At 48.3% G+C, this 14795-nt stretch carries 13 protein-coding genes and 1 pseudogene; 10 read left to right on the top strand and 4 right to left on the bottom strand.

Features of this window, described 5'->3' with window-relative positions; all coding sequences use genetic code 11:
- Positions 1-237: 237 nt before the first annotated feature.
- Positions 238-540: a HesB/YadR/YfhF family protein gene (locus JO375_RS01875; protein WP_229522866.1), complete on the top strand. Its 303-nt coding sequence runs from the start codon at positions 238-240 to the stop codon at positions 538-540.
- 135 nt (positions 541-675) lie between these two features.
- Here JO375_RS01875 and JO375_RS01870 read toward each other — a convergent pair whose 3' ends face one another.
- The 3 genes from JO375_RS01870 to JO375_RS01860 form a co-directional block, all read right to left on the bottom strand.
- Positions 676-1188, bottom strand: a complete 513-nt coding sequence (locus JO375_RS01870) for an ADP-heptose synthase (protein WP_229522865.1) — start codon at positions 1186-1188, stop codon at positions 676-678.
- A gap of 108 nt (positions 1189-1296) precedes the next feature.
- Complete coding sequence (locus tag JO375_RS01865) at positions 1297-1740, bottom strand: DUF441 domain-containing protein (RefSeq protein WP_229522864.1); 444 nt, start codon at positions 1738-1740, stop codon at positions 1297-1299.
- A gap of 13 nt (positions 1741-1753) precedes the next feature.
- Positions 1754-2734 carry a YpdA family putative bacillithiol disulfide reductase gene (locus JO375_RS01860; protein ID WP_229522863.1) on the bottom strand — a complete coding sequence of 327 codons (981 nt, stop codon included), beginning with the start codon at positions 2732-2734 and terminating at the stop codon, positions 1754-1756.
- A gap of 140 nt (positions 2735-2874) precedes the next feature.
- On the opposite strand from JO375_RS01860, the pseudogene JO375_RS01855 reads away from it, so the two are divergent.
- The 3 genes and pseudogenes from JO375_RS01855 (at position 2875) to JO375_RS01845 (ending at position 5413) form a co-directional block, all read left to right on the top strand.
- Positions 2875-3416: pseudogene (locus tag JO375_RS01855) on the top strand (DUF2087 domain-containing protein).
- 479 nt (positions 3417-3895) lie between these two features.
- On the top strand, positions 3896-4993 hold the full coding sequence (gene rsgA, locus JO375_RS01850; RefSeq protein ID WP_229522862.1) for a ribosome small subunit-dependent GTPase A: 1098 nt from the start codon (positions 3896-3898) through the stop codon (positions 4991-4993).
- 81 nt (positions 4994-5074) lie between these two features.
- The gene (locus tag JO375_RS01845; protein WP_229522861.1) at positions 5075-5413 is read left to right on the top strand and encodes a L,D-transpeptidase; all 339 of its coding nucleotides are present in this window, start codon (positions 5075-5077) and stop codon (positions 5411-5413) included.
- A 68-nt stretch (positions 5414-5481) separates the two neighbouring features.
- Here JO375_RS01845 and JO375_RS01840 read toward each other — a convergent pair whose 3' ends face one another.
- A complete protein-coding gene (locus JO375_RS01840; RefSeq protein WP_229522860.1) occupies positions 5482-5721 on the bottom strand; it encodes a hypothetical protein in 240 nt (79 codons plus the stop codon).
- 393 nt (positions 5722-6114) lie between these two features.
- On the opposite strand from JO375_RS01840, the gene JO375_RS01835 reads away from it, so the two are divergent.
- The 6 genes from JO375_RS01835 to JO375_RS01810 all read left to right on the top strand — a co-directional run bounded on the left by JO375_RS01835 (position 6115) and on the right by JO375_RS01810 (position 14768).
- Positions 6115-6447, top strand: coding sequence for a hypothetical protein (locus tag JO375_RS01835; RefSeq protein WP_229522859.1), 333 nt, complete (start codon positions 6115-6117; stop codon positions 6445-6447).
- A gap of 55 nt (positions 6448-6502) precedes the next feature.
- Positions 6503-10498, top strand: a complete 3996-nt coding sequence (gene essC, locus JO375_RS01830) for a type VII secretion protein EssC (RefSeq protein WP_229522858.1) — start codon at positions 6503-6505, stop codon at positions 10496-10498.
- A gap of 16 nt (positions 10499-10514) precedes the next feature.
- On the top strand, positions 10515-11345 hold the full coding sequence (locus JO375_RS01825) for a hypothetical protein (RefSeq protein ID WP_229522857.1): 831 nt from the start codon (positions 10515-10517) through the stop codon (positions 11343-11345).
- A 17-nt stretch (positions 11346-11362) separates the two neighbouring features.
- A complete protein-coding gene (locus JO375_RS01820; RefSeq protein ID WP_322098686.1) occupies positions 11363-11899 on the top strand; it encodes a WXG100 family type VII secretion target in 537 nt (178 codons plus the stop codon).
- A gap of 247 nt (positions 11900-12146) precedes the next feature.
- Positions 12147-12422, top strand: a complete 276-nt coding sequence (locus JO375_RS01815) for a WXG100 family type VII secretion target (protein ID WP_007430133.1) — start codon at positions 12147-12149, stop codon at positions 12420-12422.
- A gap of 294 nt (positions 12423-12716) precedes the next feature.
- Positions 12717-14768: a hypothetical protein gene (locus JO375_RS01810; protein ID WP_229522855.1), complete on the top strand. Its 2052-nt coding sequence runs from the start codon at positions 12717-12719 to the stop codon at positions 14766-14768.
- Positions 14769-14795: the final 27 nt, after the last annotated feature.

Raw genomic sequence — 14795 nt, 5'->3', positions numbered from 1 at the left:
TTTCTCTTCATAATGGGTTCATTTTACATAAATCATCGTTCAAATTGTAATAAATTTCAAAATAGATCTCGTATGGTTGAATCTTAACACCCTTTTTTGCGAATTGTCAAACCTTTTTCAAAGAAATGTATATGGTTTATGCAAAAAAGCGGGCTAAAGGAGAACGGTTGGTGGTCATTTCAAAAGTGCTATGATATAGTTGACAGGAGTCATTGTACAAGGAGATGAGCATAGCGAATGAGTATACAGGTAACTGAACCTGCGGCACAGTGGTACGTGAAGGAGCTTGGTTTGAATCGTGGAGATTCGATCCGTTTTTTTGTTCGCTACAGCTCTGGTGGCGGGTTACATCCGGGTTTTTCATTGGGCATTGCCGTAGAGCCTCCGCAGCATCCCGTATTGCAGCATGAAGCGGCTGGTATTACGTTTTATATGGAGCAGCAGGATTACTGGTATCTGAAGGGGCATCATTTGGAAGTCAAGTATTTGGAAGAGCATGACGACATTATTTACACCTATACGGAAGAAGCGCAAGTCTAATGCCTTAGCGTTAAATCTGGTGTGCAGATTCGTTGTTATGAACATCAAAAAGCGGCGGTGTATCGTGTTGCAGGGAAAGGGTCCTGTAATGATATCTCCGCCGCTTTATTGCGTTGAAGGCAGTTATGCCATATGTTAAGGATTGTTGAACATCGGACCATCGATTGCAAAATCAAAATCGTCAATGTCATATACATGAACAGGTACGGAAGCTTCAATAATGCGGTGAATCCAGTCTAATTGGTCTGTCAAAATAGGCAATGCTTCACGCTGGGCTGTTAATACCAGCTCGGTTTCAATCGGATCAAAATATTCCCCATAGTGCGCCGTATCAACCGCATTAATCACAATGAGCGAGGTATTGCCATCGAATAAAATGGGCAGGCTTTTGGCCCAGGGCATCTGAAGGGCACGCTGTATTTTTTTCTGATTCAGCGGTTCTTCAAAATAATGAATAAGCTCGCTTACTTTTTGCTTCACATGCTGATCGTCCATCGGATTATCCATAAGAGGCTCCGTGCTATCCTGGAATTCGTACAGCTCTAGCAGTGATGTATAAGGAACGATATATTCCACAGGGGCGGGAGATGTAAGCAATTGACCGTATATGGCCACCATTACAGCTTCCGTTACAAATTGTCGAGACATCGGTCAAGCCTCCTGCATTTACCAAATTATGCGATATGAGTATAACACAAAGCAGGACTGAATTCAGCCTGATATGCAGATTGCTCTTTATCTAGAATAAGCCAGGATTTAGGAGCGGCCAATCAGCAAAGACAGCAGTCCGGCAGCAATAAGAGGGCCTACAGGAACGCCCTTGAAAAAGGCAACGCCAATAACAGTCCCGATCAGCAAACCTGTCACAATGATAGGCTGTCCGGACATCAGCGTTACGCCGCGGCCGCCAAGATAGGCGACCAGGATACCGATGGCAATCGCGAGCAGCGACTTCCAGTGCAGGAAGGAGTCCATCACTTGCTGGATGCTGATTTTTCCGCTGGCCAGCGGAGTCATGACCCCGATCGTCAAAATGATAATTCCGATCGTCAAACCGTACTTTTCAAGCCAGGGGAAGGCCGAGTGAAAGCTGGTTACCCGTAAAAGCAATAATACGACCATGGCGATCGTCACCGTGGAATTGCCGCTAATAATGCCAAGACCGGCCAGTGCCAGTAAAATAAGTGAGCTGTAATCCATATGGGTGTTCTCCTTAATGCGTTTGGCATTGAATGTGCTCGGCAATTTGCCGCCCGTGGCAGCGGCCTGTTTCAATGAATACCTCATTGGCATTGCTGCCGGAAGCGATCACACCTGCCACATATATACCTGGTATATTTGTTTCCATCGTAGCCGGATCAAATTCCGGTTTGTCGAGGTTCTCTGCCATGTGGACGCCGATGGATTCCAGTAGTTTTCGTTCCGGATGGAATCCGGTCAGTGCCAGCACAAAGTCATTTTCCATTCGGAACGGTTCCGCTTCCAGAGGGGTGACTACGACATGATCTGGATGAATTTCCGTAATGCGTGCACCTAAGTGCAGCGTAATTTTCCCTTTTTGCACCATACTGTCGAACAGTGGACGAACCCATGGCTTGATGTATGGAGACAGCTCGGTACGACGGTATACCATATCAATCGTAGCCCCGACACGCACCAGTTCCATCGCGGCATCTACTGCAGAGTTGCTGCCGCCGATGACTGTAACCCGGGTTCCTGTATAAGGATGAGCTTCGCTGAAATAGTGAGTGACTTTATCCAGTTCTTCCCCGGGAATACCCAAATAGTTCGGATGATCAAAATATCCTGTAGCCACAACGACATAGCGGGATGAATACGTTTCAGCTTTTCCGCGCTTGGTCATCGTATGAACGGTAAATGTTCCATCTTCCTGACGAGCAATGGACCGGGCTTCCTCATAATGCTGAATATTGAGATTATAATATGCCGCTACATTACGGTAATACGCCAACGCTTCATGGCGAAAAGGCTTGTCGTTCGGGGTGTTGAACGGAATATCACCGATTTCCAGTAATTCGGCGGTACTAAAAAATTGCATGTTCGTCGGGTACAGAAAAATAGAGTGAACAATGTTGCTTTTTTCAATAATGAGGGATTGCAGTCCTTTGCGGCTGCATTCGATGGCAGCGGATAGCCCGCATGGCCCGCCACCAATAATGATTACATCGTACATGTAGATGAGCCTCCCGTTTGTATTGATTTACTGCATTATTTTTTGCAGGGTATGTAAGAAGTTTTCAATTTATAATCCTACCGCAATGTGTACACAATATCCAGCCGTTTTCAGGAAGAAATCATGCCGATCCAACGCGTATGCGCATATTACTTCTTTTGTCACGCGGGGAGATGCATGGTCAAGCTTTGGCGAAAAAGCTGAATTTGTCCCAGCCGACCGTTACGCACCATGCTTCCAAGCTCCGTGAAGCCTGATTAATCAAAGAACGCCGGGATAAAAATACGGTCTACTTTACACTGAATCCAGACTGATCCGGCTGCATGCCGAGGCGACGGTACGTTTTATTTTCGAAAAGGGAGAAGGTGCGGGAGAGATGTCAGAGCCGAATGAAACGCTGGAGGCGATGGTTTTGCGTAATTTTTTGGCCAAGGACGGCAAGCTGCGCCAAATTTCGGCACAGTATAAGAAAAAGCTGATTGTGCTTCAGATGCTGGCAGAAAAGCTAGAGCCAGGCCGTGTCTATCCTGAGCGTGAATTAAACGAGTGGATTAAACAGTACCATGAGGATTTTCCGACGATTCGGCGCGAGCTGGTTATGCATCAGTTTATGTACAGGGAACGGGAAATGTACGAATTGAATCCGCGTGAGATGTGGACGCGCTGGGATCAGGTGCGCTGAATGCAACTTGAAAAAGATTGAAAAAAAGTTTCGCAGCAGACTTGACAGGGGATCCTGGGGACTTGTATGATAAAGAAAATTTTGGGAGGAGGCGATGTTATATGCGTACGAACAAGAATAGATGGGTTCAGCAGCAGAATGACTTGCCTCCCGTACGGACAATGCTCAGCTAAAGACTAGACAGCTATCTAGTTCTGGTCTGGCAGTTGGTTGAACAATAGAACCGACGAATCCGCAGGGAGTGATTCCCTGCGGATTTTTTACGGTTAGATTTCTTTGTATACGGTGTTGGTTCCGACAAGCGGCTCAAGCATAAGACTGCTTGTTGAGTAAACGGACAACGGATTACATCGGCTTCAGCCGCATACTTTCCGCAGGGGCTCCCTGCGGATTTTTTGCGTTGTTTGCTGGCGGGAGGAAAAATGTACACACACCGAATAAAACCGCAATTCAAAAAAATGATTTTCAGGAGGAAAACAATGAGTATATATGAATATGGTTGGTCTGATGAGTGGAACGATTATTGGGACAAATGGAAGCATAGCTTTGAGGAACATGCAGGAAATGCAGAGCTTCGTCCTGCCCGCTTGATCGCCGATTATGGGCAGAAAGTCAAGCTCATTACGATGGAGGGAGAACGCTGGGGTGCTGCTTCCGGCAAGCTGCGGCATGTCATTGATGATCCGGCCGAGCTGCCGGCTGTCGGAGATTGGGTGGCGATCACCACACCGGATTCGGTGTCAGATGCTGTGATTCATGCCGTCCTGCCGCGCAAGAGCCGAATATCCCGGCAGGCTGCAGGCTCCGAGACGAAGGAGCAGTTGATAGCGACCAATGTGGACACCCTCTTTCTTGTTAATGCATTAAATCACGATTTTAATATGCGCAGATTGGAACGGTATTTGATTATGGCCTGGAACAGCGGGGTAAACCCGGTGGTCGTATTGAGTAAAAGCGACCTTTGTCAAGATATTGAAGCACGGGTTGCAGAAGCGGATGGGGTAGCTCCAGGCGTGCCTGTGATCGTTATTTCTGCGCTGCAAAACGAGGGCAGGGAGCAGTTGGAGGCGTTTCTTCAGCCCGGCAGTACCGTTGCTTTAACAGGCTCTTCCGGCAGCGGCAAATCAACGATTGTTAACTGGCTCTCCGGGAGCGAAGTACAGTTGACACAGGATGTGAGAGAGGAAGACAGCCGCGGAAGGCATACGACGACTCACCGACAGCTTTTTCCTATCGCCCGGCAGGCCGTTCTGCTGGATACGCCCGGCATGCGCGAGCTTAATCTGTGGGATGATTCCACAGGTGTCGCTCATACATTTGTCGATATCACGGACATTGCGCAGAAATGTCGATTTGCCAATTGCAAGCACAAGGGTGAAGCCGGATGCGCAGTGGAGGAAGCTCTACAGACGGGGGAATTGTCGGAAGCCAGGGTGAACAATTATCGCAAGATGCAGCGTGAGCTGGAGTATCAGACGCGCAAGGAAGCGGAGCGGCGGAGAAAGGACAGCCGTACCGGGCCAACCTCGGATCGAAGAGTTCAGCGAAGCGGTTGGCGACGGGATGTGGAGTGGTAGACCGGGATGAATTAAACATTTTTTATATAAATACAAGAAAATTGAGGGTGCAATCGGCATAGGGTATAAAGGGGTGAACCTATGCCGAATTACAGCATCGTGGTGAATTTAACCGAACGTCGTTTATATTTAAAGGATGGCAATCAAGTTGTAGCTAGTTATCCCGTCGGCATTGGCAAGTTGGCTACACAGACACCGAGTGGACAATTTACGATCATTAACAAACAGCCCAATCCCGGCGGTCCTTTTGGAGCGTTCTGGATGGGGCTGTCCAAGCCGCATTATGGCATTCATGGCACGAATGATCCTTCGTCCATTGGCCAGTTGGTGTCACATGGCTGCATCCGAATGTACAACAAGGATGTGCTTGAGCTTCAGGAGAAGGTAAGCATCGGCACGCCAGTAACGATCCAGTCATAGCAAGCTGCTTAGAAAGGGGGCTTAAGCGCCCTCTTTTTTTGTGTCTGATGCAGACAAAAAAGTCCCTCTTAGTAGAGGGACAGTGCCAATGAATCATTTTCACTAACGCTATGCAGGATGGCTTCACAGCCGACTATCTCTATGCTGATCAAAGAGTTAAGACATTTCTTAAGGGCACGTTTGCCGCTGGAGATTTTGTTCTCCAAAGTATTGCTTAGAAGCTTTAATGTTTTTTGTACAGGTTGTTTATTTTCTTGGTTGATGTATACGGGAATACGTTTGTTTTGAAATGTAATTAATGTTCTCACAAAAATCACCTCGCCTGAGTTATTTCATGGCTTTATTGTAGAGTCTGTTTCTTAAAATTACCTTAAAAACACCTTATAAAAACATAAAGGTCCAAGAAATTTACAAAGTGTTCACAATAATCTGGATAACAATCGATTTTAGTTCTTGCTTATGGACAAAATGGCGTAAAATCTGAATATGAAATGCTGGCAAATACGTGTTTTTTGATTCTGAGGACTCTTTTTGATTATAAAAATAAGACTAAAGTCTTTAATTTGTTTCAAGAGTAGGTATTTTGTAACAAATTGACAGTCTAAGGAGCGAATGCTACAGTTACGATAGCCATCTTCTATTGAAAATAGGCTTTTTTATGAGCTTGGCTGTATTAATTTAAGAATCGGGAGGGATGACAGATGATCCTGACCGTGCTTTCAGGACGACAGGAAACAGAATGGTTTGACGTCGAGGTAGCTGATGAATACTTGGTGGAGCATTTGAAGCTGATGCTGGGTGTGCGCATTTTTGGCGAGCCTCCGGCGGAAGGAATGCAATATATTATGGAAGCAAAGTTCCCGGAGGGGCTGTGGTTTGGAGTGGAGGATGACCTGGTGCTCACAGGAGCAGGTCTGCGGGAAGGCTGTACAGTACGCATTCAGCGTGCTTTTTCGACAACCCGGGACGAAGCGCCTGTATATGGACGTCGTTCGTTGTTTCAAAACGAAAAAAATGGGAAAATACACACATGAAATTATATGAAACCTTGGTAAAATGGAATAGTAAGCGAAAAGGGGGACTTTTGTCTTGAATGTATTATACCAGCGCTCCCCGAGATTAAGACCGGCCCTCCGGGAGGAGAAGCTGGAGATTTTACGGCCCCCGGCAGAGCCGAGCAAGCCGTCTTTTTCTATTATATCTATACTTATTCCGTTAATGATGACGTTGGTGACGATAGGCTTTTATGTATATATGAGCAAAACAGGCAAGATGGGCAATAGTAACTATTTGATGTTTCAGATGATTACTGTGGTCATGATGCTTACATCTTATACTATTCCTTTTTTTGTCTACTTAAGTAACAAGAAGGAATACAAGCGCAAGCTGGAGGAACGCGACCGGATGTACCGGGAACAGCTCCAGAAGCATCGCGAAGAGCTTGAGCTAAAGCGCGAGGAACAGATTCGCACATTGTATGAAATTCACGGTGATCCGCAAATATGCACTCAAATCGTCAAAAACCGCAACAGCTCCCTTTGGGAGCGCTCGCCAGAGGATGAGGATTTTTTACAGGTCCGTATTGGGACCGGACAAGTTCCCTTTCATATTAAATTGCAAATCCCACGGCCGGACGGTTATGATCGTGACCCGCTGCTCGGGGCTGCGGATGAGCTGGAGGACGAATTTCGTCTGGTAGATGCCGCTTCTATTGCATTGCCGTTGTTTCAATCAAAAGTGGTTGGACTGGTCGGGGAGCGGGAGCACACCCTTGCTGCCTTAAGAGTGATTCTGGCGCAGGTAGCTGTACGTCACTCACCGGATGAAGTGAAAATCGCTTCCTTTTATGATGAGCGTGAGGAAAATGAATGGACGTGGATGCGCTGGCTTCCGCATGTGTGGGACGATGACAGAACCCAAAGGATGATGTCAGACCGAAGCAGCAGCGCTCATCAATTGGCCGATTTTCTGTTTGCCAGGCTGAATCGCCGTAAAAACAATCGCAGTGACCGTCATGGAAAAGGGATGGAAGTCCCTTGTTATGTCATTGTTTTATCCGACGGCCAGCTGATTGAGGAGGAGCCTTTGCTTCCGCTGTTGCTGGAAGACGGACGAGCCATTGATACGTGCACCATCGTGCTGGCTTCCCGTAAGGAAGCATTGCCGATGCAGTGTCAGTTGATCGTGGAGGCTTCCAAGGAGCAGGGAGTGTATGCCCGCAAATCGGAATCGGCCGAGGTGGAGCAGCAGAGCTTTAAACCGGATCGATTGTCAAAAGAGGAAGCAGATGCATTGGCGCGATATATGGCTCCTATCCGTTTGAAGCGCTCCTCGGCTTCGGATATCCCGTCTGTACTGCCCCTCTTTGATATGATGAGCGTGGCGGATGTGGAGGAACTGGGCGTGACAGAACGGTGGCGGCGCAACCGCCATCCGGATACTTTACCGGTGCCGATGGGTGTGCGGGCAGGCGGCAAGAAGATTATGATCAATCTGCACGATAAAATAGAGCGCCAGGGACATGGTCCGCACGGTCTGATCGCGGGTACGACCGGGTCAGGGAAGAGTGAGGTTATTCAATCTATCGTAGCCTCGCTTGCCGCCGAGTTTCACCCGCATGATCTTGCTTTTATGCTGATCGACTATAAGGGCGGTGGCATGTCCAATACGTTCGTCAACTTGCCGCATGTTGTGGGTACAATTACGAATTTGGACAATAACCTGATTGAACGAGCCAAAATATCTCTTAAAGCAGAGCTGGTGCGCCGACAGAAAATACTAAACGATGCAGGCAATTTGCAGCATATTGATGAATATTACAGATTGCTCCGGCAGCGGCACGAACAACCGCTGCCGCATCTGGTTATCATTATTGATGAATTTGCACAGCTAAAACGGGATCAGCCGGAGTTTATGGATGAGCTGATCAGTATTGCGGCGATTGGGCGGACCTTGGGTGTCCATTTGATTCTGGCAACCCAAAAGCCCACAGGTGTCGTAGACGATAAAATCTGGAGTAACTCCAGATTCCGTATCTGTCTCCGGGTACAGAGCGAGGGAGACAGCCGCGATATGCTGAAAATACCGAATGCGGCTTGGATTACCAAGCCGGGACGAGGGTATTTTCAAGTCGGCAGCGACGAGGTATTTGAAGAAATGCAGTTTGCCTGGAGCGGTGCGCCATATATAGGTAACAGTGATATTTCTTCCGCATTGCCTGTACATGAAGTGAGACTGAACGGGAAACGTGAGGCGCTGCTGACGGGCGGTGAGCGCGCGAGCTCAGGCCTGCAAAGAGAAGAGGCGCCCAAGCAGCTTCAAATATTCATTGACTACATTGCAAAAGAGGCTGGTAAAGCCGGGATCGAGCGGCTTCAGGGGCCGTGGCTTCCACCACTGCCCGAATTACTCGACTTGACTGAGCTGCCTTCATGCACGGAAACGGAGAGTAAGACATCTCCTCTGGAGCTAAAGGCATTGGTTGGGCTAGTCGATGATTTGCCGAACCAGCGGCAAGAGCCGATCTATGCGTCTCTGGATCATGGTCATTGGGCAGTGTACGGCATGCCGGGCATGGGGAAAACGACCTTTTTGCAGACGATGCTGATGTCGACGGCTCAGCGTTTTGATGCGAGTGGTTGGAACGGTTATATCATTGATATGGGCCGGACGATGCGCGACTTTGGGGAACTTCCTCACATTGGTGCTGTCATGATGGCGGAGGAGGACGACCGAATCAAGCGGTTGTTCCGGTATCTGTTCAAGCAGGTAGCGATACGCAAGGAAATGATCTCCGAAGCCGGTGTCAAAACGATAAGCGCTTATCGACGTTCTTCAGTCGAGAATGTACCACAAATTGTCGTGGCGATTGATGGCTACCTTAATTTCCGCAATGCTTATCCGGATGAAAATGAGCTGCTCGAATCTCTTTTGCGTGAAGGAGGCAGCTTAGGCATTACGTTCATCATCACGGCAAACCGGATTACGGATGTGTTTGAGAAATTCCGCAGCAACATTCCGAATGCTGTTTCTTTTGAACTGTCCGATCCAAGCGATTATTATTACGCGGTAGGGCGACCGGCCAAAACGCCGGGACCTTTGATTCCGGGCCGCGGTCTGGTTAAAGGGTATATTCCGCCGCTGGAGTTCCAGACGGCACTGCCTTCACCAGGACAAGATGAGGCGGAACGCTCGGCACGGCTGCGCCGCAATATTGCGGGCATTGCGCAGGAATGGACAGGTGAACATGCACCAGCCATTCTCCCGTTGCCCGAGCGTATTTCACTGGCGGAACTGATACAGCAGTGGGATCGGATGAGCGGGCCAGCCAGTGCGCTGCCTTATGAGGTGCCTGTAGGCTTACAGAGTGACGATCTTGAGCCTTTCCTCCTAAACCTGAAAGAGGGGCCTAATTTTATCGTAGGCAGCCCGATGGAAGGAGGAAAAACCTCATTTCTCATGAGCTGGATTCTGTCGCTGGCATATTACACCTCACCGGAACGACTGGAGGTCTATACACTTGATACCCGCTATGGAGGCGGCGGATTGTCACAGCTTCGGCATCTTCCTCATGTCAAGGCTGCTGCCGAAAGCGAGGAGGAAATTGGACCTCTGGTACAGCAGGTGCATGATATCGTTCAACAGCGGAACAAGGATGGGAATGATCCCGAATTACTGCTGGTTATAGATGATGCGGACATGTTGAGTAAACAACTGAACGATTTTATGATAAAGGACCAGCTTTCCGCCATTGTACGTTTGGGGCGTGATCGCAATGTGCATGTCGTGTTGTCGGGCGTGCCATCTGATTTCCCGACCTTTGGGGTAGACTGGTTCAATGATGTCAAGGCAAGTCAAAGCGGTATGCTTTTCGGTACACTGGACTCAAATGACTTATCGTTCTTTCGTATCCCTTATTCGGAGGCGAATGCTGCTGCTGGTGGCCTAAAAGTCCTGCCGCCTGGGCAGGGATACTACGTACGGCGCAAATTTATCAGGATAAAAGCGGCAATTCCTTTCTCGGAGCAAATGAGCAGTAAGGATTGGATAACGAAAATTCGTGACCGATGGCATGTTGTAGTTTGAAGGGAGGTGGCTCATAATGTTAACGTTTCAAGCTTCCAAGCAGAAGATCATAACCCTCAAGTCGAAGGAACTGTTTTTTCTGGCAGGCGTGCTGGGTTCTGATAGACTGCTTGGGGTGGAAGATCCGTTTAAGGGCTATCTGGCTGAGGAGTTGGCAGAAGAGTGGGAAAAGGTAAAAGCCGCTCTTTTGGAAAAAGGTTATCTAAAAAAGGGAGATAAGGGCAAAGAGCTAGCCATGCCCCCTACTGTTTTTTCGAGAGTTGCTATCGCGGGATTATCTAATCGGGCTTGCCGCCTTCGCTATGCACGAGAAGGCAAGCAATTTGAAGGCTACCTTCATTGCACGAACGAGCGTGTCGTGGAACTGGTGAAATCCGTAGATGAACCCGATGAATATCGCCTGTACGATCTGGGTGATGTGGAAACGGCTTGTGAAACATTGATTGACAAGATGGGCTGGGAAGATCGGCCTCTGCCGGAATCTCCCGCGCTCATGTTTTCCAAGCAGGCATTTAATGAGATTTATAAGCAATCTGCAGGTGAGAGTGTAGCTCTAATCAGCAGTCAACTGACTGAGGCTAGCGGGGATGCTGAGGGAGCTGCCAGGCTGGCCCAGTCACTAAGTTCGCGAGTAGCTGAGGGAGAACTGCAATTGCTCGTTTGGAATGGCAGGGAATGGGAATCGCAACGGGCAGCTTTTGTCCTGTGTCCTGCTATAAGCTGGATATTTCGTATGAGCTCTGATGGGAATGGAGACTGGCTTATTGCAGCCATGACTTCAAGGAATCAGTTTGTGGATTTACTGTTAAATTGGCTGAGACAATCGGCAGTAACTGAAGAAGCATGAGAAGAAGGGTGATGGATATGCGCATTCGAGTTGAACCGGATGTGCTTCGGGGGCTTAGCGGACAGCTACAGCATGCGGCGGAGCAAATTCAACAGTTAACAGCAGGCTTGGAGCAGACGTTACAAATGCTGGATTGGGATGTATCTGTACGTGAGACGGTCCTGAATCATTGGATGCAGGCCAAGCGAATGTCGGAACAGATTCATGCTTATCTCCTTACAACAGGTGTGCAACTGAACCAAAAGGCAGAGCAGTTTCAGTCTGTTGACCACAACTACCATACGATTCTGTCATTTGCTGGCCTACCATTGGGAAGACCTGTCACGATGCTTGATTGGTCAAATCAGCAATCCCCGTCTATTTTGCCCGGGCAAACTTTGGAAGGAAGCGGTCTGATTTCAAATCCGCAGTCTGTCGTGCATGCCATTACCGGCATAACGTCTGCGGATACAGGAACACTGAATCAGGATATTCTAAAGCAGGCGTCCTCCAGTAGCCCGCAGGATTGGCATTTTACAGATCCGTCTGCGGCGGGAGATCAACCTGTTGCTTAACAGGGACAGCTCCGTGATGATCTTGTTGGTTGCGAGGTTACGCAATAATTAATATCATATTTCCCGGTCTTTCGGGACTTATTGGGTGTCTCTTTATTAAAAACATACTGTTAGGTGCTGTTTTGTAGTTAAAAAGTGGGATTGTTGTAATTAGGACCTTTGCCTTTTGTAGGGAATTAAATCCCTATAGTACAATTTGAACCAGCTAAACCATAACATTTTTTTATCATCAAGGAGGACTCCAAAAATGGCAGGACGCATTTTAATTACACCAGAACAGGTCGATCAGGTGGCAAATCAATTTAAGCAAAGCGGTGAGCAAAGTCAGCAAATCGTTTCCAGTCTGACACAATCCATCTCAGGTATGGAAGGTCAATGGGAAGGTATGACCAAGCAACGTTTCTTTCAAGAGTTTCAGGAAGCCAGCAAACAAATGCAAGCTTTCGTAACGACTTTGAACAGCATCAGCCAAGAACTGACGGCTATCGCTAACAAATTTCGTACAGTTGACCAAGCCAAGTAAGAAGCGAGATTGGCATTATTCTATAAATATACCACGCTATGAAGAAGCAATATGTGAACCATTCCTCACGGCTTAGTATAGGTGGTTTCTAGTAGAAACGGTTTAGCTGTCCAATATAAGGATAATATTCATTTCTGCGATAAATATAAGAACAGAGCATAACGTGCACTGATATTTTCTTATATTTTAAGAAAACCGGGCGATCTCAGGACACCCGGTTTTCTTGCCATCCATGGATGATATAATCAAGTAAGGAAACTAGCATATTGAACGATGTAAGGAGAGGGATGTTTCATGTCTTTTCAACCGAATCCGGGAGATGAATTGATCATAAACGGCACAGTCTATGTGGTTGGACGACATCCGGCTGCACCCGGTTTGGCCTATGCTCAAGCGGGACGACAGGGCATTGTATATCGGCTGGATGCTAAAAGTGGAGCACCGCATGAGGCTAAAGCCCTTAAAGTGTTTTTCCCGAAGTTCCGTATCCCGGCTATGGTTTATCAATCTGAGCATATGGAAGCATACGGGGATATTCCCGGTTTGCAGGTATGCAAGCGTGATGTGCTCACTCCAGAAAGAAACGGAAGTCTGATCGCCGAGCAGCCTGACTTGCTGTATGCGGTACTAATGCCGTGGATTCATGGTACGACGTGGTTCGATTGTCTTACAGCTCAGCGTCCACTTGAGGCTTCCGATAGTCTGGCTTTGGCCAGAGCGCTGGCAGGGATCGGTTCGGCTATGGAACAAAAAGGACTGGCGCATTGTGATTTATCAGCGCCCAATGTCATGCTTCCGTTTTTTTCTGAAGTGGAACTGCCTGAAGGCACGTCAGCTGTACAACTGGTGGACGTGGAGCAAATGTATAGTACCAAAATGGATCGTCCGGACGCCCTATTGGCAGGTTCACCGGGATATGCTGCACACCGCACCGTTCACAGCGGGTTATGGAGCGCATATGCAGACCGTTTTGCAGGGGCCATTATTATTGGAGAAATGCTGGGCTGGTCTGACCGTGTCATCGCAGATAAAGCATGGGGCGAAAGTTATTTTGACCAGCATGAAATGCAGACACCTTGCGAGCGTTATTTCATATTGCGAAAATCGCTGGAAATGCGCTGGGGGAGCAAGGTGGTAGAGCTGTTCAGCCGTGCCTGGGACAGTCAGGATTTAAGCAGCTGCCCGACCTTTGGGGAGTGGCTGGTTGTACTTAATGCAATAACGGAACAGGATATTCCTGTTGAAGCAGAGGCGACGGAGCTGGAGACGGCGGAAACAGCAGTATCAGCGGAAGCGGCAGCTACGGAAAGTTCCTCTGTTGAGGCAGGCTCCTCTTGGGTTGCACCGCTCGGAGCCGAGCAGGCTGCAATGCTAAATCACGCCGCTGAGGAGCAGGGGGAGCGAGGGGTAACGGACAAACTGTTCCGACAAGCCCGCGAGCTTGAGCAGCAAAACAAACCTGCTGCAGCGCTGGAGGTATATCGCTCGTTATACCATTTTGTGGAAGAAGGCAGTCCTCTACATGTGGAGGTATCGGCTGCGATCACCGGACTGGAGGAACAGTTAAATCCCGAGACACCGGAGCAGCCAAAAAAACTGGCAGCCTGGTATCGTTCCAAACCGTTTATCATATCAACTGCTGCTGCGGTCGTTCTGCTAGCGGCTGGAATTCCGGCCGTTAACATTCTTGCGGATCAATCCAACCAGCGGCAAATTGAAGCAGCCAAACAGGAAGAGGCTGCGAAGGCGGAAGAAGCCAAGCTGGATGCCGAGCAGGAGGCCGTGCAAAAGGCGCTGGCTGAAAAGCAACTGCAGGAAGCGGAAGAAAAGGCCAGACAGCAGGCCAACCAACAGGCCCTTGCTGCCCAAAAGCAGCAGGAAGAGCAAAAAAAACAGCAGGCTCTGATTGATCAACAGGTCAAATATGAAGCGTATCTAGCGCAAAAGGAAAAAGAAAAGCAGGCGGCTGTCAAGCTGGCCGCGCAAAAGGCGTATGATCAGCAGGCGAAGTATGAAAAGTATTTGGCCTGGAAAAAGGACCAGCAAGCCCGTGCAGCCAAGGAAGGAGCAGCCCGTAAGGCTTCGGCCGAGGCGGAAGAACAACGAAAAGCGTCAGTTCATGTACGCAACAAGGAGAATGTTCTCAACCTTATTACCCTGTATAACAAGGCTTATGCCTCCCAGGAGGGGGGAAGCACGGCAAAGGCGAAAAGCTTTGCCAATAAATTCAGAGCATTATATGATAGTAATCCATCCTATTATCGTTCGGTAGGCGAAGTGGGATATCGGGCTTCTTCTATTTATAATTTTTTAAGTGATACGAATTTTAGACTGCCTAAAATTTAATTTGCATATATTTATATGAGATAGATG

Origin of the sequence: Paenibacillus farraposensis (assembly GCF_020736845.1) — a bacterium.
GTDB classification, from domain to species: domain Bacteria; phylum Bacillota; class Bacilli; order Paenibacillales; family Paenibacillaceae; genus Paenibacillus; species Paenibacillus farraposensis.
This window is presented reverse-complemented; position numbering and strand designations above follow the sequence as displayed.